General features: G+C 53.7%; 24 protein-coding genes and 1 pseudogene. 18 read left to right on the top strand and 7 right to left on the bottom strand.

Annotated features, from left to right (window positions below; all coding sequences use genetic code 11):
* The first annotated feature begins 87 nt into the window (after positions 1-87).
* The 5 genes from AC0LWF_RS23880 to AC0LWF_RS23860 all read left to right on the top strand — a co-directional run bounded on the left by AC0LWF_RS23880 (position 88) and on the right by AC0LWF_RS23860 (position 4680).
* The gene (locus AC0LWF_RS23880) at positions 88-819 is read left to right on the top strand and encodes a CTP synthase C-terminal region-related (seleno)protein (RefSeq protein WP_474654037.1); all 732 of its coding nucleotides are present in this window, start codon (positions 88-90) and stop codon (positions 817-819) included.
* 34 nt (positions 820-853) lie between these two features.
* Entirely contained in the window at positions 854-1261 is a 408-nt protein-coding gene (locus tag AC0LWF_RS23875; RefSeq protein ID WP_474654036.1) for a VOC family protein, read from the top strand.
* A 172-nt stretch (positions 1262-1433) separates the two neighbouring features.
* Positions 1434-2441 carry a lysylphosphatidylglycerol synthase domain-containing protein gene (locus tag AC0LWF_RS23870; RefSeq protein ID WP_474654035.1) on the top strand — a complete coding sequence of 336 codons (1008 nt, stop codon included), beginning with the start codon at positions 1434-1436 and terminating at the stop codon, positions 2439-2441.
* Entirely contained in the window at positions 2431-3636 is a 1206-nt protein-coding gene (locus AC0LWF_RS23865) for a glycosyltransferase family 4 protein (protein ID WP_474654034.1), read from the top strand. The genes AC0LWF_RS23870 and AC0LWF_RS23865 overlap by 11 nt, the downstream gene beginning before the upstream one ends.
* 339 nt (positions 3637-3975) lie before the next feature.
* On the top strand, positions 3976-4680 hold the full coding sequence (locus AC0LWF_RS23860; protein WP_474654033.1) for a M50 family metallopeptidase: 705 nt from the start codon (positions 3976-3978) through the stop codon (positions 4678-4680).
* On the opposite strand, the gene AC0LWF_RS23855 is transcribed toward AC0LWF_RS23860, so the two are convergent.
* Positions 4664-5119 carry a VOC family protein gene (locus tag AC0LWF_RS23855; protein ID WP_474654032.1) on the bottom strand — a complete coding sequence of 152 codons (456 nt, stop codon included), beginning with the start codon at positions 5117-5119 and terminating at the stop codon, positions 4664-4666. The genes AC0LWF_RS23860 and AC0LWF_RS23855 overlap by 17 nt on opposite strands.
* A 334-nt stretch (positions 5120-5453) precedes the next feature.
* Here AC0LWF_RS23855 and AC0LWF_RS23850 point away from each other — a divergent pair, with 334 nt between their 5' ends.
* From AC0LWF_RS23850 to AC0LWF_RS23835, 4 genes and pseudogenes are all read left to right on the top strand, one after another.
* The gene (locus AC0LWF_RS23850) at positions 5454-6761 is read left to right on the top strand and encodes a glycoside hydrolase family 140 protein (RefSeq protein ID WP_474654031.1); all 1308 of its coding nucleotides are present in this window, start codon (positions 5454-5456) and stop codon (positions 6759-6761) included.
* 199 nt (positions 6762-6960) lie between these two features.
* Positions 6961-7269 (top strand): annotated as a pseudogene (locus AC0LWF_RS23845) (ester cyclase); the annotation flags it as partial.
* A 119-nt stretch (positions 7270-7388) separates the two neighbouring features.
* Positions 7389-8177, top strand: a complete 789-nt coding sequence (locus tag AC0LWF_RS23840; protein ID WP_474654030.1) for an alpha/beta fold hydrolase — start codon at positions 7389-7391, stop codon at positions 8175-8177.
* A gap of 333 nt (positions 8178-8510) precedes the next feature.
* Positions 8511-9215, top strand: a complete 705-nt coding sequence (locus AC0LWF_RS23835; RefSeq protein WP_474654029.1) for a peptidoglycan-binding domain-containing protein — start codon at positions 8511-8513, stop codon at positions 9213-9215.
* Positions 9216-9290: 75 nt separating this feature from the next.
* Here the strand turns inward: AC0LWF_RS23835 and AC0LWF_RS23830 are convergent, their stop codons facing one another.
* Positions 9291-9473, bottom strand: a complete 183-nt coding sequence (locus AC0LWF_RS23830; protein ID WP_474654028.1) for a hypothetical protein — start codon at positions 9471-9473, stop codon at positions 9291-9293.
* 102 nt (positions 9474-9575) lie between these two features.
* A complete protein-coding gene (locus tag AC0LWF_RS23825; RefSeq protein ID WP_474654027.1) occupies positions 9576-10073 on the bottom strand; it encodes a HugZ family pyridoxamine 5'-phosphate oxidase in 498 nt (165 codons plus the stop codon).
* Between the two features lie 175 nt (positions 10074-10248).
* Between AC0LWF_RS23825 and AC0LWF_RS23820 the strand changes: the two genes are divergently transcribed.
* Together AC0LWF_RS23820 and AC0LWF_RS23815 are read left to right on the top strand one after the other, a co-directional pair.
* Positions 10249-11199: a DMT family transporter gene (locus AC0LWF_RS23820; protein ID WP_474654026.1), complete on the top strand. Its 951-nt coding sequence runs from the start codon at positions 10249-10251 to the stop codon at positions 11197-11199.
* 188 nt (positions 11200-11387) lie between these two features.
* On the top strand, positions 11388-12512 hold the full coding sequence (locus AC0LWF_RS23815) for a tyrosine-protein phosphatase (RefSeq protein ID WP_474654025.1): 1125 nt from the start codon (positions 11388-11390) through the stop codon (positions 12510-12512).
* A gap of 322 nt (positions 12513-12834) precedes the next feature.
* On the opposite strand, the gene AC0LWF_RS23810 is transcribed toward AC0LWF_RS23815, so the two are convergent.
* Entirely contained in the window at positions 12835-13326 is a 492-nt protein-coding gene (locus tag AC0LWF_RS23810; RefSeq protein WP_474654024.1) for a YfaP family protein, read from the bottom strand.
* Between the two features lie 135 nt (positions 13327-13461).
* Positions 13462-15432 (bottom strand): dihydroorotate dehydrogenase, encoded by a 1971-nt coding sequence (locus AC0LWF_RS23805; RefSeq protein ID WP_474654023.1) that lies wholly within the window; start codon positions 15430-15432, stop codon positions 13462-13464.
* 150 nt (positions 15433-15582) lie between these two features.
* Between AC0LWF_RS23805 and AC0LWF_RS23800 the strand changes: the two genes are divergently transcribed.
* The 3 genes from AC0LWF_RS23800 to AC0LWF_RS23790 are packed head-to-tail and all read left to right on the top strand — an operon-like array spanning position 15583 to position 16516.
* On the top strand, positions 15583-15882 hold the full coding sequence (locus tag AC0LWF_RS23800) for a hypothetical protein (RefSeq protein WP_474654022.1): 300 nt from the start codon (positions 15583-15585) through the stop codon (positions 15880-15882).
* Entirely contained in the window at positions 15855-16280 is a 426-nt protein-coding gene (locus tag AC0LWF_RS23795; RefSeq protein ID WP_474654021.1) for a hypothetical protein, read from the top strand. The genes AC0LWF_RS23800 and AC0LWF_RS23795 overlap by 28 nt, the downstream gene beginning before the upstream one ends.
* Positions 16281-16291: 11 nt before the next feature.
* Complete coding sequence (locus AC0LWF_RS23790) at positions 16292-16516, top strand: hypothetical protein (RefSeq protein WP_474654020.1); 225 nt, start codon at positions 16292-16294, stop codon at positions 16514-16516.
* 87 nt (positions 16517-16603) lie between these two features.
* Here AC0LWF_RS23790 and AC0LWF_RS23785 read toward each other — a convergent pair whose 3' ends face one another.
* Positions 16604-17299 (bottom strand): metal-dependent hydrolase, encoded by a 696-nt coding sequence (locus AC0LWF_RS23785; protein WP_474654019.1) that lies wholly within the window; start codon positions 17297-17299, stop codon positions 16604-16606.
* Positions 17300-17425: 126 nt separating this feature from the next.
* Here AC0LWF_RS23785 and AC0LWF_RS23780 point away from each other — a divergent pair, with 126 nt between their 5' ends.
* A complete protein-coding gene (locus AC0LWF_RS23780; RefSeq protein ID WP_474654018.1) occupies positions 17426-17932 on the top strand; it encodes a CYTH domain-containing protein in 507 nt (168 codons plus the stop codon).
* The gene (locus AC0LWF_RS23775; protein ID WP_474654017.1) at positions 17932-18582 is read left to right on the top strand and encodes an HD domain-containing protein; all 651 of its coding nucleotides are present in this window, start codon (positions 17932-17934) and stop codon (positions 18580-18582) included. Before AC0LWF_RS23780 ends, AC0LWF_RS23775 begins: the two co-directional genes overlap by 1 nt.
* Before the next feature lie 83 nt (positions 18583-18665).
* Here the strand turns inward: AC0LWF_RS23775 and AC0LWF_RS23770 are convergent, their stop codons facing one another.
* The gene (locus AC0LWF_RS23770; RefSeq protein ID WP_474654016.1) at positions 18666-19439 is read right to left on the bottom strand and encodes an exodeoxyribonuclease III; all 774 of its coding nucleotides are present in this window, start codon (positions 19437-19439) and stop codon (positions 18666-18668) included.
* 159 nt (positions 19440-19598) lie between these two features.
* Here AC0LWF_RS23770 and AC0LWF_RS23765 point away from each other — a divergent pair, with 159 nt between their 5' ends.
* Together AC0LWF_RS23765 and AC0LWF_RS23760 are read left to right on the top strand one after the other, a co-directional pair.
* Positions 19599-20582: an MBL fold metallo-hydrolase gene (locus AC0LWF_RS23765; RefSeq protein WP_474654015.1), complete on the top strand. Its 984-nt coding sequence runs from the start codon at positions 19599-19601 to the stop codon at positions 20580-20582.
* 12 nt (positions 20583-20594) lie between these two features.
* Entirely contained in the window at positions 20595-21506 is a 912-nt protein-coding gene (locus AC0LWF_RS23760; RefSeq protein ID WP_474654014.1) for a polysaccharide deacetylase family protein, read from the top strand.
* Positions 21507-21551 lie beyond the last annotated feature (45 nt).

Raw genomic sequence — 21551 nt, 5'->3', positions numbered from 1 at the left:
TATGTCCGGGCGGGGCGGCTGTTATCAGACGTAAGGTGCTTCAGGCTTTCTGATTTTCCAAGATGGGAGAGGGGGACGCTTCTTGTCATGCAGGAGGTTGAACGGCTAGTTAGAATTGGACTCATAGGCGATTACAAGCCGGAGGTGAAAGCTCATGTGGCGATTCCGCTCGCGTTAGAGCTTGCGGCGGCGGCCGTTGGCTGCGAGGTGCGGTATGAATGGATTCCGACTACGGAGCTGGACGAGGATTGGGAGAATAAGCTTGCCTCGTATAACGCGCTATGGTCGGTACCGGCAAGTCCATACGCAAGCATGCAAGGCGCGCTGAACGGCATTCGTTTCGCACGGGAGCATGACATTCCGCTGCTGGGCACCTGCGGCGGGTTTCAGCATATGGTCATCGAATATGCGCGAAATGTGCTTGGCCTTGCAGAGGCGGACCATCAAGAAGTGAATCCAGACGCTTCACTGCTCTTAGTTACGCCGCTTACCTGCACGCTGCGTGAAACAACAGATACGTTCATCCTTACACCGAGCTCGCTCGTGGCCAATGCCTATGGGCGGCATGAGATAACAGAGCAATACGGCACATGCAGCTATGGACTGAACGCAGCATTCCTCTCCAGATTCGATCGCAGCGGAATGCCTGTCGTTGGCGTTGATACGGACGGTATCGCCCGGATTATGGAGCTCACGTCACATCCGTTCTATATCGGGGCGCTGTTTCAACCAGAGAGGTCGGCGCTGCGAAATGAAGTTCATCCGCTGATCAAGGCTTACTTGCAAGCGGCACTGGGCTATACTACTGAAAGATCATGAGAGATATCATTATGAGCAGAGAGGATGTTGAACGGTGGGAAGCTTAACTCCTTATATACAGTCGGAGGACGCACGGGCTCACGCTGCATTTTATGTTGAGGCGCTCGGAGGCGAGATTCTGTCTGTCATGACCCATGAGCAGCTTATGGGCGCACAGCATTCGTTTAAAGATAAAGTGATGCATCTTAGCATGGTTGTGGCCGGTGGGAACTCCATCTTCATGTCGGACCGGATGGAGGCGATCGAGTATGGGACAGCTATCACACTCAGCATGTCCTATCCAACGGAAGCAGAAGCAAGTGAAGTATTCGTGAAGCTGTCGGCTGGCGGCAATGTCCGTTATCCGATCGCGATGCAGCCATTCGGCATCTATTACGGGGAGCTTGTCGACCGGTTTGGCGTGACGTGGAGCATTACGGCAGAGCAGCAATCAGGCAAGTAGAGGTTCATAGTAGAGCACGGTACTTACCGAGTACCGTGCTCTTTTTTTATTTTGCAAGTATTCCGGGCAATGTAATCTTAATAATATCTGTAAGAAGGACGGCATAAAGCTTAACAATTGCCGCTTACAATTAAGAGATGGCTTCTACCGATAGGGAAAGGAAGTGAAACGGGTGGCGGTGCTGCGAAGATTAGCGCCAGCTGTGCTTAAGGCCGTATTCTTGGCGGTCATCGTCTTCTTCATCGTGCGGAATATTCCGCTCAAGCTATCGGATATTACTTCGTTTCTCTTGAAAGCGAATATGGAGTTCTACGGCTCAATGGCGCTGTTTGCATTCTTCCTGATGCTGCAGGCGGGCATCTGGGTGTTAATCGTGAATGCAGTCGGCAGAGAAGGCCGGCATTCGGGTGAAAGGGACGGCTTGCTGCGGCTGCTGCCTGGTCTGCAAATTTTTATTAACTCGCAATTTGCGAAATACATTCCAGGAGGCTTCTGGAATTACGCCGGGCGCATCGTGCTCGCATCGCGTGCAGGTGTGCCGCTGAATGCACAGTTCTCCGCAATTATTTATGAGAATGTCCTCCTTGTCTCGGCTGCGCTAATCTACGCGTTGATGCTGGCTGTGTCATTGGGCACTCCGCCACAGCTCATTCTGATTGGCGTGATGGTCGGCGGTGCCTTCGTTTACTTCTATTACCCGCGCGTTACAGCGTGGACGGGCAGACTGTTTGAGCGGGCTTCCAAGTGGAAGCTGCTGCAAAAGGCGATTGCGAGGTTCTCGGGGCCGTTTGGCGATGCACACCTAAGCGGGGCGAAAGCAGTACTCACGCGCAATCAATTTTTCGGTTATTTGGCGTGCTTTCTCGGTAGTCATTTCATTATGGGCATCGCCTTCTGGAGGCTGACGAGCAGCTTCAGCGGCGAGCATATCGGCCTATTCTATGCAGCAGGGACGTTCGCGACGTCATGGCTGCTTGGCTTGTTCAGTCCGCTCCCGGGCGGGCTTGGTGTCCGCGAAGGGTTTCTCGTTTATTTTCTATCACTCAAGCTTGGGGCAGATGTGGCGCTGCATATTTCCGTGATTGCACGGCTGTGGAACATCATGGCGGAGGTTGCATTCTGGGCTGTGATCCAATCGCTTACTTACCTGAAGAGAAAGGTGAAGGTCTATGAAACGTAGAAAAATCGTTCTCGTTACAGGGGTTTTCCCTCCTGGCATCGGCGGCATGCAGAACTATTATTACAATTTATCGAAGCATACCAAGCATGGCATGACCGTCATTGCGCCGGAATATGAGGGGAGTACTGAATTCGATAGCAATCAGTCGTTCACGATTGTCCGGGGGTCCTTTATGCGTGGAGAGCAAGTCGATGTGACGAGCTGGGGCAGGCTGTTTCGCCAAGTGCGGCGCACGATGCGCAGCGAAGAGCCAGATGTGACGATCTATGGCTATGTGCTGATCGGCTTCATCGGGCTGCTGCTGCGGGTGTTTAGCGGCAGGCGATACGTCATTTCGACGCATGGAATGGATATGCTCATGTTCCGGCGGTATATAGGGCTGAACCAAATTGTGAAGCTCATTCTACGAAAAGCGGATGGCGTTCTGACGAACAGTGAGTATACGAGACGTCTGGTACGGCAATATGGGGTTCATCCTGATCGGATCGGTATCGTCAATCCCGGTGTGGAGAAGATCTATGAGAAGAAGGCCGTAAACAAGGAGCTTGTGCAGCAGCACGGACTGGAAGGCAAGTATGTCATTCTATCTGTCGGTCGTCTCGTAACGCGCAAGGGCAATGACCGGACGATCGAAGCGATGCCTGCTATTCTTGAGCAAATCCCGAACGCGGTGTATGTCATCGTCGGCGACGGCCCGGACCGTGAGCGATTGGAAACCCTCGCCCGTACGTTAGGCGTGTCGGACGCTGTGCGGTTCATCGGCAGCGTGGGCGGAGGCGAGCTGCTCAATGAATACTTCAATCTGGCGGACCAGTTTATTATGGCATGCCGGGAGCTGGAGAAAGGCGATGCGGAAGGGTTCGGCATCGTCTATTTGGAGGCGGCATCCGCAGGTGTGCCCGTCATTGCCGGCCGCTCTGGCGGTGCAGTGGAAGCGGTACTGGACGGGGAGACCGGTATGGTTGTCGACCCGCATTCACCTGCTGCAATTGCGGATATGATCGTCCGCCTTGCCCAAAATCCCGCGCTGCGAGAGCAGCTGGTACGCAGCGGCTACAAGCGGGCGAAGACGCAGTTCCAGCACGATGTGCTGGCAGAGCTGTTCGACCAGTATGTCGGGCGGGTGTGCGCGCGCCCAGCGACGAGATGGAGACGCGCCCGTGCCGGGGAGACTGCGGTTAGCAAGAGGTCCTAAGCAGCCATTCATGTAGCCGATCATTATCATAGAGCCGTGCGGCCTCAGGCTGCACGGCTCTATACTGTGGAGAAAGCGCCGAATCTCTCAGCTCGGGTTTCTTACCATCAGTTCAGCATTTCGCACCTGAGAGATCATATACGTTCTCTCAGCTCCGATTGCTTACCATCGGTCCAGCATTTCGCACCCGAGAGATCATATACGTTCTCTCAGTCCAATTTGCGCTTCGTTCTGACGCTGAGAGATCATTTTGGCCAATAGCGTGTACTAGCAAGCTGCACCGCCCGCCTGTGCTACAATAGAAGAACAATTATCGCCATTCAAGGGGGCGGGCTTCATATGAACTGGAAGTATGTTGGTTATTTCGTACTCGCGTTTATTGTTATTCATATTCCTTTTGTCGGGCTATTCTTTCGCATCGCGAATACGCTCATCCACGAGTCAGCGCATGCGATTGTATCGCTCATTCTGCAAGGGCAGGTGCTGCAGATTCGACTCTTCGCGAATACGGAAGGCGTGACCTATACGATGTCCTCGTCGTATCTGGCCTCAATGGCGACAAGTGCGGCTGGCTACGTAGGTTCATCGCTTGCCGCATACGGATTAGCGCTTCTCTGTTCCAGAGGCAAGCATATCGTGACGCTTTGGCTATTCGTCATTCTAGCCTCCGTTAATGTGCTGCTCTGGGTGCGCAATCCATTCGGCGTCATTTGGCTGGTGCTCTTCATCGGGCTGCTCGCCTTCGCGCTATGGCGCAAGGGCAACTGGGCTGCTGCGCTCTCGATCGGCTTATTCGCCTTCGTGCTGGCAGAGTCGGTATCGAGCAGCTTCACGATTCTATCGCTCAGCTTGTACACGCCAGCCGGTGCCGGAGATGCAGCGGGATTGGCTAACAAGACCGGGCTGCCCGCCGGTTTCTGGGGCGTTTTCTTCATGCTTCAAGCGACTCTGCTCGGCTATCTCAGCGTTCGGACCGTACTGCGCAAGAAGCGCGGCGGACAGGGACGCGGACGCGGCTCCACCGCCGTTACTCCGCCTCTTTAATCGTGGAGAGCTTCGCGCCCCAAGATTCTGGATGAACGTCGCGAACATGCTTCGCAAAGATCCACTGGTGGCCTTCCGGGTCTTCCGCGACATATTGCTGTTCCCCGTACTCTGTAAAGCCCAGCTGTTCAATAATTACAGCTTGTGCAGCGCGCGCTGCCTCGTAATGCGCTTCGATGTCATCGACGAACAGCATAACCGACTGTGACTGACCGCCTAGCTTAGAAGGGCTCGTGGCAGATTTGCCGGGGCTCTTGAGCATCACCCAAGCGTTGCCGCGATACATCATCGCGCCATGCAGGCTGCCGTCAGGGAGCTCGAAGCGGAAGTGCTCCGCTAAGCCGAAGGCGGTTTGCAGCCACGATGAGGCAGCGGCGACATTCTCATAGAACAGGTGTGGCAAGATGGTATCGACCGGGACAGAACGATTGTGAATCATGAGCAAGCACCTCCAAATAATGGTGTGTGGACGCTATATGCGATCAGCATAGCATAGCAACATGCCATACTGATAGCGAATTCTAAGCAGCAACTGGAGCTCTTCCAGAAGCAGCTTTATAAGCACGCTGCATAAGCCGGACAATGCCTTTGAGAGAGGCAATGACCCGGCTATTATTCTATCTTTTTAACGGTATATTAATTGTATACATATTGTGCACTAACAGTCGATGTGATAGCCTGAAATTACGGCAAAGCGGTATCATCGAAGTGGATAGTGCCGTCTGTATTTATCATTTCAATATTCATATCGATCGGGAGCGTGAACGTAAAGCATGTCGACGTTGCAGCGTTTGAAAGCAAGCAGCAATAAACGATTTCTGATTCATGAGGACGGCACTACATTCTTTTGGCTCGGCGATACCGCCTGGGAGCTGTTTCACAAATTAAACCGTGAAGAAGCGGAGCTGTATTTGCGAAATCGGGCACTACTGAAATTTAACGTCGTGCAGGCGGTCGCGCTGGCCGAGTTTGACGGCGTCGCAACAAGCTCTGCATATGGCAGGCAGCCATTAAAGCGAAATGCCGGGGGCGAATATGATCCGACAATGCCCGATACGGATGGCGATGATCACTATTGGGCGCATGTCGATCACATCATTGATCTTGCGGCATCTTACGGGCTGTATGTGGCGCTGCTCCCAACGTGGGGAGACAAGTATCATCAGGCTGCGTTCGGCAAAGGACCGGAAATCTTTAACGGCGAGAATGCCAAAGTATACGGGCGCTGGCTGGGCGAACGTTACGGCAGCCGCTCCAACATCATCTGGGTGCTTGGCGGAGACCGGTCGCTCATTACACGCAATCATTTCGAAGTTAACAATGGGCTTGCAGCCGGACTGCGGGAAGCCATCCAAGATTCCCAGCTCATTACGTTCCATCCGAGCGGCAACACCTCTTCCTCTCGTCATATGCATGACGAGCATTGGCTCGATTTCAATATGATCCAATCCGGACACCATGAACAGGTACGCGAAAATTATAAACACATGAAGGGCGATTATGATCGGCTGCCGGTCAAGCCAACAGTGGATGCGGAGCCGGCTTATGAGGATCATCCGGTCAATTTCAACGCATCCCGCGGCTATTTCGATCAAGCAGATGTACGGACGGGCGCTTATTACGGCGTCTTTGCAGGCGGGTTCGGCACGACTTACGGCCATCACAGCATTTGGTCGATGACAACGGAGCCTGGGCCGTATTTCATCATGACGTGGCAGGATGCGCTGAATCGGCCGGGTGCAACGCAAATGCAGCATCTGCGCGCATTAATAGAATCAAGATCGTACTTGGATCGTGTGCCCGACCAAAGCTTGATCGCCGAAAATTACGAAGGCGCGAACTACATGGTCGCGACACGAGGGGAGAACTACGGCCTCATCTACAGCCCGAACGGGATTCCGTTCCGTGCGTCGCTTAGCAGCTTCGCGGGCAGTCACGTATCGGCGTCTTGGTTTGACCCTCGCACCGGCGAGTACAGCGCTATTGGCGAGTTTTTGAGCGAAGAAGAAGAAACGGTAAAGTTCAAGCCTCCGACTAGCGGTCGAGGGAACGATTGGGTACTTGTATTGACCGCATCATAGGCAGCGAATATGTAGCGTTGTGCTAGGCAACTCAACTTAAAAAAGATAGCTACGACACGTCCTCCGTTGCAGAGGTGCATCCTAGCTATCTTTTTTCATCTGCGATCCTTCGATAACACCATCCAACACGCTCAATCCAGCCTCGGGACTTCAGTTTGGCGCATATCTTTGTAACTGCCCCTTTGGTCAATTCCATCTGACCGTCCTGCGGTCGCCGTCCGATTATGCGGACCATGTCCGGGAGATGATCGAGGCGTATGGCATGTTCCATCTGCAGATCGGGGAGCTCCTCGCCTCTGAGGATCGTGTCTATGTGAGGTGGAAGCAGACGGGGACGCATGTTGGAGAAGTCGACGGCTATGCGCCGACCGGCAAGCCGATTATCGAAATTGCCAGCGCCGTATACCGCATCGAGGATGGCAAAATTGCCGAATACTGGATCCAGATCGACCGTGAAGATATTCGCAGGCAGCTTGAGCGCAATGCAGCGGCGGCTAGCAGCGACTAGCGGGTTCGCAGCTTCGCGGATTGCAGTATGCGATAGAGATTATGAATTTGAGCAAATAGCACCTCTGGGCGCATAGGCGAGTATCTTAGTGTGATACCACTTGCGAAGGAGATATGGGCATGGGATTTTTCGTAAAAGCAGAGAAGAATGTGAACATATACGTAGAAGACATTAACCCGGAGGGCGAGAAGACGATTCTGTTCATTCACGGCTGGCCGCTGAACCATAATCAGTACGAGTACCAATACAACGTGCTTCCGGGTGTTGGCTTTCGGTGCGTCGGCTTGGACTGGCGGGGATTCGGCGAATCGGATCGACCTTACAACGGCTATCATTTCGACCGGCTGGCAGATGATGTCCGGGCAGTTGTTGATGCGCTGCAGCTGAAAGATGTGATACTCGTTGGGCACTCGACCGGTGGTGCGATTGCCATCCGGTACATGGCGCGGCATCAAGGCCATGGCGTGTGCAAGCTTGTGCTTCTCGACGCCGCTGCACCGGACAGCGTGCCGAAGGAAGTGGCGAATAAGTTCATTACGGATTCACTGAACGATCGTCCGAAGATGCTCCGGGACGTCACGGATTTGTTCTTCTTCCAATACCAGAGCGGACCGATGACGGAATGGTTCTCCCAGCTCGGACTTGTTGCTGCGGGCTATTCGACGGCGGCCATTATGGCGATGCTGCGGGATGAGAATGTAGGAAGCGATCTAAGCGCAATCCATGTTCCAACACTTATTGTTCATGGTACGCATGACAAAATCGTCTCCTTCAGCCAAGGGGAGAAGACGCATAGCATGATTCCGAATTCGCAGTTCGTTCCGTTCGAATTTAGCGGGCACGGCGCTTTCATAGAAGAGCATGACAGGCTTAATCAGCTGCTGATCAAGTTTATTGGCGAGCAGTGAAGCTGGAATTACCGCGAGCAAGCTCACTTAAGCTGCAGTTTCTCGACAAGGGAGCCTGCAGCTTTTGTCGTTAAAGCGTATTCGGCATATAGACACAACTTTACACATGAATTAATTTACAATGATAGTCATTATCAATAAATATGAGTGATGAGAACCGGAATGGGGAGTGTTTACGGTGGCGAATATATTGATGATCTATGCCAGCATGACTGGAATATTTTAGGGTGGCGGGTAATCGGTTGCGGTGAGCATAATGGAATTTCATTGTTGGGTATAGTAATGGCGGTAGTAAATGACGCTTTATATCCAATCAAGGAAGGTGCTTACTGTATGGAGGAGAATTACCGCACTCTAGGGCCGAGAAGAAGAAATCCGCTTGCATCGGCTGCCAAATGGTTAGGAATCGTAGTGCTTGCGCTTACCGTTATGGTGAGCATGCCGGATATTGGCTCAGCGATTGGAAAAGGCGCACGTGGACCGGATGTGTACGTCATCCAAGGGATGTTGAAGTCGCTTGGCAGTTACGCTGGGCCGATAAACGGGCACTACAATGCAACGACTGTTCGCGGCGTCAAATATTATCAGAAGACGCATGGTTTGCCAGTGACGGGCAACGTCGACAAGCGCACGATGAAGTCGATGGTCTACGCCTATGAGAGCAAGAAGTCTGGTGCCAAAGTGCAAATGCGCGCGAAGAGCAGAGGACAGGCGAAAGGTCTCGGTCGTGGTAAAGGCGCTGGCGGAGGCCGCGGTGCCGGTAAAGGCGCAGGTCAAGGCGGCGGAGCGGGAGGCGGTCAAGGTGGAGGCCAAGGCGGCGGAGCAGAAGGCAACCAAGGCGGAGGCTTTGAAGGTAATAAAGGCGGAGGCCAAGGTGGCGGCGTGGAAGATAATCAAGGCGGCGGCGAAAAAGGCGGCCAAGAGAAAGGCGGACAGCAAGGCGGCAACAGCAGCGGTAATGGAGGAGGCAATAACGCGCCGGCTCCGCAGGAGAACGCGCCTGCGCCGCAGGACAATGCAGAAGGCAGAGGACGCTAGATAGCCATAGGAAAAGCGCGAGAACCAGGCCGATAGATGGCCTGGTTCTCATTTTGTAGAAAGTTAAATCCACGCTTACTGAATGATCGTCTGTTTTACTGCTGACGCGGCTTGCGGCGCATGTTTACGGATGAGTGCGATTTGGCCCGCATGGATACCGGTATGATAGATGGCGCGTCCAAGCGCTTCACAAGGCGTTGACGGCCCGATCTTCGAAGTGATCTCGACGTCCCATAGGTCGCTTGGGAGCTGGATCATCGTTACCGTGAAATGTGCATCGGCAGCTGCGGACGATCGCGGACAACCCGCCAGATCGGCAGTACAGCTTCATAACTCATCGTAGATACACTTCCATATGTTTTATTTATCTTTGCGGTCAACGACGACAGGCTCCAATCGCTCGCCGGACAGATCGACATCGAATGCTTGGCCGAATCCAACGACGTAGCAGCCGCTTGAAGGCGTAAGCTCGAACAGCGAGAAGTCGAGTCCGCGCAGCATCCCCATCATTTTGTCGCCGAACCGTTCATCGAACTGGGCGAAAATCTCTTCGTGACCCTCGTTGCCAAGATTCTGCGACTCACACACCCAGCGCGCACGCTCACGGGCGAACACATTCGGCGAAGCTGATTCATCGTTGATGAGCATGACATGAATGTGTGCATTGTTCTCGACATAACGGTAATGGTCCGAAATGCGGCTAATATAAATGTACAGCTTGCCGTCTGACTGGACATACGGCGCGTAGCTGATGAATGGCAAGCCTTGTTCATCCTGCGAACTGATTACAAGCGACTTGCGGCTGTTCATGAACGCTGCGTACCGCTCTTTGAGCTCCTCGATATTCGGTTGTTTCAAAGATGGTTCCCCCTCGGATCAATCTAATTAATATTGATAATCATTATCAATTAATCCAGCTTTATCATCATAACCTACCGTTTTAGGGAATACAAGGGTTATTTAGAGCCCGTAGACGGCTCATCAGCCATCCTTTACAATAGGAGAATTACATACCAATGAATGTGGGGTAACGATGAGCGAACGACAACCTACTCAGAAGCTGCGCGCTTCACAGAATCCATACGTATTAATGCCGATCCTTCTGCTGCTCTGGGGCTCGGTTGCTGCAGTTAGCAAGCTGGTGCTCGGGCAGCTCGACAGCTACCAGCTGTTATTCTATATGAATGGCGTCGGCGTGCTGTCCTTCCTCGCGATCGCCTTGTTCCGCCAAGGGAAGCTAAAAGCGCTAGCGGCATGGACGAGCAAGCAGCTGCTGCTCCTGACGGCATGCGGCTTATTCGTGTTTCTGTACGACTTTCTATATCTGGAGGCACTCACCCGTGTCCCGGCTGTGGAGGCATCCATGCTGAATTATCTGTTCCCGATCTTCATTGTTCTTTTCGCGATTCCATTTCATAAAGAGCGGATGAACCGCTACAAGCTGATTGCCGTTCTAATGGGCTTCATGGGGACGGTGCTGCTGACGACCAAGGGCGATTTCACCACGCTACGGCTCACGAATTTGACGGGGGATCTGCTGGCGGTGCTGGCCGCGGTCAGTTGGGGGCTATTCACGAATCTGGTGAAAATCAATAAGCAGGATATGCTCCTGAGCACGTTATACATGACGGTCGTCTCCTTCGTCCTGTCAGCATTCGGCATGTTCGCCCTCTCGGAGCCGGCGCTCCCTCGCTTATCCGACTTCGCAGGTGTGTTCTGGCTCAGCATGTGCAATATTGTGCTTGGATTCTTCCTCTACTTTCAAGCGCTGCGCCATTCCACGGCATCGCTTGTTGCCAGCTTTACCTTCTTCACGCCGTTCATAACGCTGCTCTATATTATGCTGCTGCTTGGGGAACAGCTTAGCGCCATCGACGGCGTCGCGGCGCTGCTCATTCTGTCCGGCGTGCCGATCCAGCGGCTCGGCCAGCGATTAAACAGCGGCAGGGCAATTGCGGACGCCGAAGGGCGCGCGCAGCTCTAAGCACGCGGAAGACTTTAGGACGGACAATGCCTCTTTTTGATGCCCGCTCATGGGCAGCGAGAAGGGGCTTTTTTGCAAAGGTTGCACGATTTACGATATCTTCACGAGGTGTTAACGCTTGCATAACAACCGCACCGTATCGTTAGGACAAGCAAGTTATTGATTATAAATTACTAGGAGGAATACCCGTGTCTAAAGGTTTTAAAGCTACAACTGCAGTGTTAGGTGCAGCACTTGCATTGTCCGTCATCACATCTTCTGTATCAGCAGCAGTAGCGGTACCTACGCTTTCCAAGAAGGCGGGCCAATTCGTATCTGCAAGCGTAGAGCGGAGCGCGAAAGGCAGCATGGTTATTCACTGGAAGACAGACGCTATCCTTGGCGCAGCCAAAATTTACTGGAGCACATCGCCTGGCAACATCGAGAAGAACGGCAAACTATTGGCGCAAACCTATACAAGCTTTAACGGCTTTGTAACACCGGATCCGAAGCCAGGCTACCGTGTGTACTTCGCGGTGAAAGGCGGCAACGGCGCGGTTATTACAACTGCAGAGCGTAAAGTAGATCTGCAAGGCGCATTCAACTTCCGCGATCTTGGCGGCTACAAGACGGCAGACGGCAAGACAGTGAAGTGGGGCAAGCTGTATCGTGGGGAAGAGCTTGGTCATCTGACCGCGAAGGACCTCGAGTATGTGAAGCGTATGAATATCAAGACAGACGTTGACTACCGTACGGATGCTGAAGTAAACGCAATGAAGGATCCTGTAGTCGCTGGCATGAAGTATGTTCGTACGGACGAAGGCAACCCAGGAAGCACGGCTGATCTGAACACGATGATCAAGTCGGGTGTATTGAAGGATGAGGCTTCTGCCGTTCAAATGCTTGCAGGCTTCAACAAGCAAATGGTAGATGCGCCGAAGTTCTATGTGCAGCTGATGGAGCTGCTGAACGATCCGAACAACATCGCGCTTCTTCAACACTGTACAGCAGGTAAGGATCGTACTGGCCTAGGCTCTGCGATCATCCTGATGACGCTTGGTGTAGATGAGCAAACGGTTATGAACGATTACCTGCTATCTAACTTCTACCGTGCGGATGCGAACAAAGCAACAATTGAAGCGCTGAAGAAGCAAATTCCTGACGAGAACGTAATCAAGGCGATGTCAGCTCTGATGGGCGTTCAAAAGGAATTCCTGCAAGCTGCATTCGATGAAATGAAAGCGAAGTACGGCTCCATCGACGCGTTCATCGAGAAAGGTCTAGGCGTGACGAAGGAAGAGCGTGCGAAGCTGAAAGCGATGTACCTGGAGTAGAGTAAAGTAAACCTGAAGCCCCGCCTTCTTAGTGAAGTCGGGCCGGGGCTTCTCTCAAACGGTCGCTAACGGTACCCAGGAGTGTCATTTGGCACAAATGGCGTGATTTTGGAATGTAACGAATCTCAGAGACACTATTCCGCAGAAATGAGCTTCTTTTGACTGCGAAAGTGGATAATAACGCTTCTAGAGTCCGTTACAATATTTTGAGCGCGATATTTGGCTCAATAAGGTGTTTACGTGCCGTTAGCCGGGAGGCAGTCCGACCGAAGATAAGAAGCCCCGCCTTCTCGATAAAGGCGGGGCTTCTTCATGCCGCTCGTTACTGAACGGTGAAAGGGTCGACCTGGAAGGACATCGTGTTCGCAGGAACAACGACTCCGTCTACGAAATCAAATACATGCCAGAGTGTTCCTTGTGTATTGGTTGGAACGAAGAAGGTGTTCAGCACATTCGAGCCTTTGTACACCGTTACTTTGGCTCCGGAGCTGGACAGCGCAGCGCTATCGCCGGAGAATCTGTTGGTGTAATCATGCACGGAGTAGTGATAGGAGCCGCTTTGAATGTTTGTAATCGTAACCGTTTCCGGTCCATAGCTGGTCGTGTCGTCGACATCGAGAACGACGCTTGATGTTGCATCGGTAAAATGTTTGTAGGACGCAGGATAGTAGACATGGAATCTGTCAGCGGTCCCGCTTGGACCTGTAACATGGGAGTCAAGGTCAGTCGGGGTCTCGCCCCAAGTCAAGACGACACGAATCTCATCGCTGGCGAGTATTGGCGTAACCGTCCCGTTCTGGTTGCCTGTTGTCACGCTGCGCCTTCAACGGTGCCGTCGCTTTGCTGAGTTACCGGTACGAGCGCGATTGCCTCCAACACCGCTTGTCACAAGAGCGCTCCGTTACGGAGCGCTCTATGCAGCGATCAGTGGTAAGCTATCGCAAAATAGTCAATGCAGGTGCCTCATTCTTCTAGGCATTAGATAAGGGTAAAGCAGCACAAGCCCGCCTATATAGAGCGCGAGAGCGAAGACGGCTGGCGACAGATGGACGAAGTCGGTATAGCCGATACGCATATGAACCGAGAACGCGGCGATGAAGGCCGGCGCGCCGCCGAGCAGATAGGTCCACCACAACCATCGCTGACCTTGCTGGAGTCCCCATAAAGACATCATCAGCAGTGCGAGCGCATCGGAGAACAGTGCACCTCCGAAGCCGGCCCGGTCATGGGCGATGAGCGGCACGAGTTGTGGGTTCACCGCTTGCAGCTGAGCGGCGGTTGTGTCCATATAAGCTAGGTCCTGCGGTACGAATACAGTCGTTATGCCGAACCCCGAGATCGTAACGCTGCCAATGACGAGCGCGAAGCCGAGCACGACCATGCAGCACTGCCCCCGCATGGCTCGCCGCCAAACGGCGTCATTATTGACATTGACCGGTCCCCGGAACGGCTGGTCGGGATTCCGGCGCATGCTAAGCAGAAACAAAGGCAATAGCAATAGTGCGACCACGGCGTGCAGAGGGTCGAAATAGCCATAGCCGAGATAGAGGAAGAAGCTTAAGAAGCCGACTGTGCCCGATACTAGCAGCGCCATGCGCGCCCAATGCAAGCTGTGCCGCAGCCCGTAACGGCCCAGTTGATAATAGATGATGCCGATCGAGATCATCGTGCCAGCCAGCGTAATCCGGTCATGCGACATGAAATGCAGCAAACGGTGATTGATAGGATGGATCGCGCTACGCTTCAGGCCGAGGAATGCCTCATCATAAGGAAGCAGCACGGAGGTGGCGGCGATTATCCATGCGAGCAGCCCGCCGAAGATCATGCCGATGCCGAGCAGGCACATCCAGCCCCAATGCCGCCAGAAGGGCACGGGCCGCGGAGCGGGAAGCAGCCTCGTCTTCTCATGCACAAGCGCTTCATTGATGCGCTTCGGCAATCCCGGACCGGCAAAGACAAGCCCGGCATGGAGGATGACATAGGAGGCGCCTGCAGCTATTGCGTCAAGAGCATCCTGCGGCTCATAGTTGCCGGCCGCAGAGATTAGTGTGAAGTCAGAGTAAGGACTCGCCAGCTCCCGAAGGAGCTTCAGCTTCGCAAGGCAGGATTGCCGGTCATGCAGGTCGAGCACAAGCTCCCCTGAATCCACCGTTCGCGATTCGCCAATGACCGCGCCTGTCCATGCTGCTAACTCGGTAGCATCAAGTATTTCGACAAGGCGAGCTTCGTCCGCGTCATGAGGAATATATAGAAACAGAAGCGCTCCTTGAAGATCGTCATCCGCGCGCGCAGAGGCGCGAAGCTGCTCCAGCAGCCATACGGTCCCTTGCGGATCAAGCGGCTGCTGCAGCGCATCCACGAAGAAGCCGGCAGCTCCTGCTTGCCGCAGCTGTCGCATCATTGGCAGCAGCTGCGAGAGCGCCTGCTCCGGCGTGCTTCCCGGCTGCGGCGTCAGCCGCACGAGCTGCGCAAGCGCGTGCCCCGGCTTCGCGAGGCGGGCGGCTGCCGCAGCGGCGCCGGCGTTCTCCGCGTACGCCGGATAGACGATGCGCTCGCGCGCGGCATCGAGCATGATCGGCGTAGCGGCAACGCTTGTCCCACCGGCCGCGCCGAGCGTAGGCTTGGCCATAATCGGGCCGAGCTCGATAAAGCCGAAGCCGAGCTGCGCCATCGCTAGGGTAGCAGTTCCGGCGGGATCGACACTGCCCGCGAGACCGACGGGAGTGGGCAGCTCCACCCCGCCAATGCTGCTGCGCAGCAGCGGCGAGGGCTCCATATGTCCGAGCGTACGGATGACGAAGGAGCCTAGCGGCAAGCGGCTGAGCGTGCCGATCGCGCCAAGTGTAAGCGTGCGTGCCATCCGCCCCGGCAGGCGAAACAAGAGGGGGCGGAACAACGTTTGATAAGACCAATCCGGCATCGGCGATGTCACTCCTAGTCATGTGCAGGTCATTTTGTAATAGTAGTATAACAAAATAGAGTTGCCAACATTTACATAATTTTACCTGGGGTTTGTTTCCGCTATAATGAACAGATGTATGTTCCTAATTATACAAACAGCGGAGGCAGCATGATGAAAAAATGGTGGCAGTTAGGATTAACGGTAATGGTATTTCTGCTGGTAATGCCGGTCATGGCGTTTGCGAAGGAAGCGAAGAGCAAGCCGATTATTATGATCGACAACAAACGGGTCGTATTCAAACACGAACCGATTTTGAAGGGCGAGACAGTGCTTGTCCCTCTAGGCGAAATGTTCCAAGCTGGCGGCGTGAAGGTTATCGAGAAAGTAAAGAACAGTACATATAAAGTGTTGAAGGACGCGAACCATCAGGCACCTTCAAGGTGGGCAGCAAGTCGTACACGATGCTGAAGCATACGTTGACGCTCGCAGAACCGGTACAGCTCATCAATGGCGTTGTCTATTTCGACATCAGTGCCTTCCAGATGATTGTTCCTGCCACTTCGCTTGCGGATGCGCAGACTCATGACTATATTTTTAATACCTGCAAGCAGGTGAAGGAGAAGAAGTATCAAACGGATTTGAAGGGGAAGCTGCTGACGGACGCCGAGGTAAAGAAAGCAGAGCAAACCGAGGTCATCTGGCATGATGAGAAGCTTAGCACCTATACCATTGAAGCCGAGCACCCGTCCTACCTGAATGTGATCGACCAGACCGTGGTCGAGAAGGGCGTGATGAAGGACGTTCGCGTCAAATACTACGGCGATGCGCACAAGGATTACATCCGCGGCTATTACGATACGGAATGATCGGCGGGGACGTGCGGAGAGAACGTGCGGCGGTTAGCGGCGAAGTTGTGAATGGATTCGTCATTGGTCATATGTACTTATATCTGCTTGATGAGAACTACCAGATGATTCGCAATTTCTTGACGCTTGATGTGAAGCTGCCGCTGAACAAGGACGGTAAGCTTAGCCTGACTATGGAGCAGTTTAGAGCGATGTATGGCATTACCGATTATAAGGCGAACGGCGGTTTGGCATAGATACTTGATAGATACTTGGGTACAAAAAGAAACGCCCGTTTCGAAGCCGAATCGGCAGCCGGAACGGACGTTATTGGTATTGGTTTCTTATCCTCCTACATGAAGCTCATCGCCAGGAGCCATTACTTTCCCTTGTAGGCCGCGTGCTTCGAGCTGGCTGACGAATTGCTCGGCATCCTGCTTAATTGGCGGGAATGTGCTGTGATGGATCGGCACGACCAGCTTCGCGTTGTACCACTCTGCCGCTTGCAGCGCATCCTCCGGCCCCATTGTATAGTGGTCCCCGATTGGAACGAAGGCGACATCAATCTTGTGGCGGTCGCCAATCAGCTTCATATCGCCAAAGAGCGACGTGTCGCCGGCATGGAGAATGGTCAGCCCTTCCGCAAATACGAGGAAGCCTGCCGGCATGCCTGCGTACAGAATCTGCTTGTTTGCCTCATCGACAATGCCCGAGCTGTGGAAGGCTTGGACCATCTTCGCTTTAGCAAATCCGAGATCAACGGTTCCGCCCATGTTCATGCCGATTGTCTTCGCGCCTTGCCAGGACATATACGTGGCAAGCTCGACAATGGCCACTACTGGAGCATCGTTTGCAGTTGCGATTGGCGCGGCATCGCCGATATGATCGCCATGTGCGTGCGTCAGCAGGATAGCGTCAGTCTTAATCGAATCTGCCGTAAGTACAGCGGCTGGATTGCCAGTCAAGAAGGGATCAATAATCAGAGATTTGTCCCTGGTATGAATTTGAATACATGCATGACCATGATAAGTGATTTTCACAAGCGATCGACTCCTTAGGGAGAATTGGACACCTCTTTAGTGTGCCAGAATATGGAGTGGGAATCAATTTGGGCTATAATAGCTATATTCCATTGGACTAAAAGTATCTTAAGAGGAGAGAAGAAGATGGCACTTGAAGTCGAACGCAAATTTCTGCTGCCTGCCTACCCGGAGGCGCTTGTTCAATCAGGCGAGCTTGTCATTCTGTTAGAGCAGCGCATCGAACAGACCTATCTTGCCATTGCGGATGGTCAGGAGCTGCGAGTGCGCCGAATTGTTGATTTGGCGACGAACACCGTGCATTTTACGCACACGTTTAAATCCGGAGGCGGTCTCGTTCGGGAAGAGATTGAATACGATATTTCGCAAGGTCTCTATGAGCAGGTGATGCAAGCCCTTCAGGCCATTCCGCTGACGAAGAACCGCATTACGGCGCGCTGGAACGATACGACGACGATTGAAATCGACATTTACGACCAGATTCAGCTGACGGTGCTGGAGGTTGAATTCAAGTCCGAAGCGGAAGCGCTCGCGTTTACGCCGCCGGACTGGTTCGGGCAAGATATAAGCTCGGCGAAGGAGTATAGCAATAAGAAAGTATGGCGCGACCTGCAGACAAGGGGGCAGAGCTGATGGAGCAGCAACATATTCTAGAAGCGGCGGAGCAGCTGGCCCGCGCTGAGCTTGGCGGAGATACGTCAGGCCATGATTGGTGGCATGTCCACCGTGTCGCGCGGATGGCGGAGCGGCTCGCGAAGCAGGAAGGCGCGAATGTGTTTCTATGCGTCCTCGCCGCGCTGCTCCATGACGTTGCAGATGAGAAGCTGAATCCGTCGAAGGAGGCGGGGCTTCTTAAAGTGAGCAGCTGGCTGAACGGACAGCCAATTACCGAAGCGGTCAATGCGCATGTGATGGAGATTATCTCGACTATGTCCTACAATGCGGGCAAGAACCCGCCGATGCGGACGATTGAAGGACGAGTCGTGCAGGATGCGGACCGGCTCGATGCGATTGGAGCGATTGCCGTAGCGCGGACCTTCACCTATGCCGGCTGGAAGGGTGACTCCATGTATGATCCCTCGCTTGCCCCTCGTGACGAAATGACGCCGAAGGAGTACCGCGAAGGAAGAAATACGGCGATTAATCATTTCTATGAGAAGCTGCTGAAGCTCAAGGATCGCATCAATACGCCAGCTGCGAAGCAAATTGCGGAAGAGCGCCACAAGTATATGGAGGCATATCTTACGCGTTTCATGCTGGAATGGGAAGGTACGGACAGCTAACACGGTATGCCAAAAAGCCGGGAGTACCCTCGTCAACGTTATGTGACAGTGAACACCCGGCTTTTTTTGCTAAGGGTTTATCGTTATTTTGTATATAACGCTTCCTCATTTATCGTGAGTACAACGGGACAATGATCGCTGCCCATAACGTGACAGTCGATCTGCGAGTCCACAAGTGCGGGCTCGAGTTTGGAGGAGACGACAAAATAGTCAATCCGCCACCCAACATTCCGCTCACGCACCTTCGGCATATACGACCACCATGAATAAACATCTGTACGGTCCGGGTAGAAATAACGGAAAGAGTCGGTAAAGCCGGCGCCGAGCAGCAGCGTCATCTTCTCGCGCTCCTCCAATGTAAAGCCGGAGTTGCCGAGATTCGGCTTTGGATGCTTCAAGTCGATTTCCTCATGCGCAACGTTCAGGTCGCCGCATAGGATGACAGGCTTCTTCGCGTCTAGCTCCACCAGATAGCGGCGGAATCGTTCTTCCCATTCCAGCCGGTAATCCAGCCGCGATAGATCGCGCTTGGCGTTTGGCGTGTAGACGTTAACGAGGTAGAAGCCCTCGAACTCGAGCGTGAGCAAGCGGCCTTCCGGCTCATAATCCTCTTCCATGCCATAACGCACGGATAGCGGCTCCACGCGGGTGAAGACGGCCGTGCCCGAATAGCCCTTCTTCTCGGCATAGTTCCAATAGGTCTTGTACGCTTCTCCAAGCTCCATCTCGATCTGGCCTTCCTGCAGCTTCGTCTCCTGCAAGCAGAACACATCCGCGTCTACCTCGGCAAAATAATCATAAAATCCTTTTGTCACACAGGCGCGCAGCCCATTTACATTCCATGATACGAATTTCATCTGTAGTCGATTCTCCTTGTTGCAGCCTGTTTGCCTTTAAGTGTAGCATACCTGTGCCCCTTGCAGGGGCTGACCTATTATTCTGAAGGAGCGAATTGTACTATAATGGGATAAAAAACGATAGACCATTACATAAGCGGCGAAGGGGAACGAGTACGCATGGCATCGAAGAAAGAGCGAGGCAAGTACATCAACAGCATTCCGACGAATATGGAGATGGGCTTTAAATCAATCGTCAGCATGCTTCGCGATACGGTGCGAGGCAATTCGTTGCGCAATCCGGCGCAGCCGATTCCGTTCAAGCAGGCAGCATTCCCCGCAAGGACAGAGGCTGATCAGCCTCAAGCAACCTGGTTCGGACATTCCGCATTCCTGCTGGAGCTGGAAGGGCGGAGGCTGCTGTTCGATCCGATGTTTGCGAAATCGCCATCGCCTGTTCCGATCTTCGGAGGCAAACGCTATAGCGGCTCGCTGCCGCTCGAACCGGAGGATTTTCCGCAACTGGACGCCATTGTTCTATCCCATGACCATTACGATCATCTGCATAAAGGCTCCATTCTGAAGCTGCAACAGAAAACGAACCGCTTCATCGTGCCGCTCGGCGTAGGCAGCAGACTTCGCAGCTGGGGGATTGATCCGGCTCAGATTACGGAGCATGATTGGTGGGAGGAGCTGGAGCTGTTTCAGCTGAAGCTCGCGTGTACGCCAGCGCGGCATTTCTCGGGCAGAGGCTTGCTCGACCGCAATTCGACATTGTGGAGTTCATGGGTCATTGCCGGTGAACGCCATAAGGTGTTCTACAGTGGAGACAGCGGTTATGGACCGCATTTCAAGGAAATTGGGCAGCGGTACGGCCCATTCGACCTGACGCTCATGGAGTGCGGGCAGTATGACGAGCGATGGGCCGCGATTCATATGATGCCGGAGGAGACGGTGCAAGCCCATCTGGACGTGCAGGGGCGCTTGCTCATTCCGGTTCATTGGGGCGCGTTCACGCTCGCGTTCCATGATTGGTACGATCCGATTGAACGGGCGATGAAGGCTGCGAAGGAACGAGGAGTTACCATAGCTGCGCCACACATCGGGGAGACGGTCGTGTCGGGCAGCGGCGTATATCCGGCTGCACCGTGGTGGCGGGGATAAGGGGAGTGCGTCATGAAGTATCTGGTCATCAACTGCGATGATTTTGGCCAAAGTCCGGCAATGAACGCAGCGATTATGCATCTGCTCGAGGAGCGCCGAGTATCATCCGCTACGCTAATGGCGCCTGCGCCTGGCTTCGAAGAGGCGGCGGCATGGTGCAGGAAGCGGGGGCAGTCCAATATCGGGCTGCATCTCACGCTGACAAGCGAATTCGACGCGCTTCGGTGGAGGAGCCTGACCGGCGATGAATCACTGCATGACGAACAAGGCTATATGTATAAGTCGGTGCTGGAGTTCGAGCGCGGCGCGAATACGAAAGCGGTCATGAAGGAGCTGGATGCTCAGTATGAGCTTGTCCGGGGACATGGCATTACGATTACGCATGCCGACAATCACATGGGCAGCTTATACGGCATTGCTTCCGGGCGGAGTCATATTCCGCAGGTGCTGATGCGATGCGCGAAATGGAAGGTGCCATTCCGGATATTTCGCCGTGTTCATGCGGACGACGTGCTCGCGACAATTGACGGCGTGGAGCGGGCGGCGAGCAAAGCGTCCGCGCTGGCAGGAACGCTCGGCGTAGCGCTGCCGGATTACTTGCTGTCTCATCCGTTCGAGATCGTGGATGGGGAGACATACGAGTCCTTCAAGCAGGAGATCATAGCCAAGCTGTACCAGCTGCCCGAAGGGATAAGCGAGACCTACATTCATCCGGGAATCGATGATCCGGCGATGGTTGCTTCCATCCCGCACTGGGAGAAGCGGGTATGGGAGTATCGGCTTATGCTTGATGATGATATGCATGCAGCGATGAAGGATGCCGGTGTGACACTTGTGGATTACAGCTATATTGCGGCGCATGGCCGCGAATCGCGCTTCCGTGCGGTGCGGCGGCTTGCAGCCGAGCTGCTGCGAAGATCATAAAGAAAGGCCGGAGCCTACTCGTAAGAATAGGGTCCGGCCTTTATA

This window comes from Paenibacillus sp. sgz302114 (assembly GCF_056120345.1).
The sequence above is the reverse complement of the archived record's forward strand: the minus strand, read 5'-3'. Positions and strand labels throughout refer to the sequence as shown.

Bases quoted from the DNA above. Each gene is read 5' to 3' on its own strand.
- AC0LWF_RS23880 (WP_474654037.1), top strand. From the start codon at position 88: ATGCAGGAGGTTGAACGGCTAGTTAGAATTGGACTCATAGGCGATTAC.
- AC0LWF_RS23865 (WP_474654034.1), top strand. From the start codon at position 2,431: ATGAAACGTAGAAAAATCGTTCTCGTTACAGGGGTTTTCCCTCCTGGC.
- AC0LWF_RS23860 (WP_474654033.1), top strand. From the start codon at position 3,976: ATGAACTGGAAGTATGTTGGTTATTTCGTACTCGCGTTTATTGTTATT.
- AC0LWF_RS23855 (WP_474654032.1), bottom strand. From the start codon at position 5,119: ATGATTCACAATCGTTCTGTCCCGGTCGATACCATCTTGCCACACCTG.
- AC0LWF_RS23850 (WP_474654031.1), top strand. From the start codon at position 5,454: ATGTCGACGTTGCAGCGTTTGAAAGCAAGCAGCAATAAACGATTTCTG.
- AC0LWF_RS23840 (WP_474654030.1), top strand. From the start codon at position 7,389: ATGGGATTTTTCGTAAAAGCAGAGAAGAATGTGAACATATACGTAGAA.
- AC0LWF_RS23835 (WP_474654029.1), top strand. From the start codon at position 8,511: ATGGAGGAGAATTACCGCACTCTAGGGCCGAGAAGAAGAAATCCGCTT.
- AC0LWF_RS23830 (WP_474654028.1), bottom strand. From the start codon at position 9,473: ATGATCCAGCTCCCAAGCGACCTATGGGACGTCGAGATCACTTCGAAG.
- AC0LWF_RS23820 (WP_474654026.1), top strand. From the start codon at position 10,249: ATGAGCGAACGACAACCTACTCAGAAGCTGCGCGCTTCACAGAATCCA.
- AC0LWF_RS23805 (WP_474654023.1), bottom strand. From the start codon at position 15,432: ATGCCGGATTGGTCTTATCAAACGTTGTTCCGCCCCCTCTTGTTTCGC.
- AC0LWF_RS23800 (WP_474654022.1), top strand. From the start codon at position 15,583: ATGATGAAAAAATGGTGGCAGTTAGGATTAACGGTAATGGTATTTCTG.
- AC0LWF_RS23780 (WP_474654018.1), top strand. From the start codon at position 17,426: ATGGCACTTGAAGTCGAACGCAAATTTCTGCTGCCTGCCTACCCGGAG.
- AC0LWF_RS23775 (WP_474654017.1), top strand. From the start codon at position 17,932: ATGGAGCAGCAACATATTCTAGAAGCGGCGGAGCAGCTGGCCCGCGCT.
- AC0LWF_RS23770 (WP_474654016.1), bottom strand. From the start codon at position 19,439: ATGAAATTCGTATCATGGAATGTAAATGGGCTGCGCGCCTGTGTGACA.
- AC0LWF_RS23765 (WP_474654015.1), top strand. From the start codon at position 19,599: ATGGCATCGAAGAAAGAGCGAGGCAAGTACATCAACAGCATTCCGACG.
- AC0LWF_RS23760 (WP_474654014.1), top strand. From the start codon at position 20,595: ATGAAGTATCTGGTCATCAACTGCGATGATTTTGGCCAAAGTCCGGCA.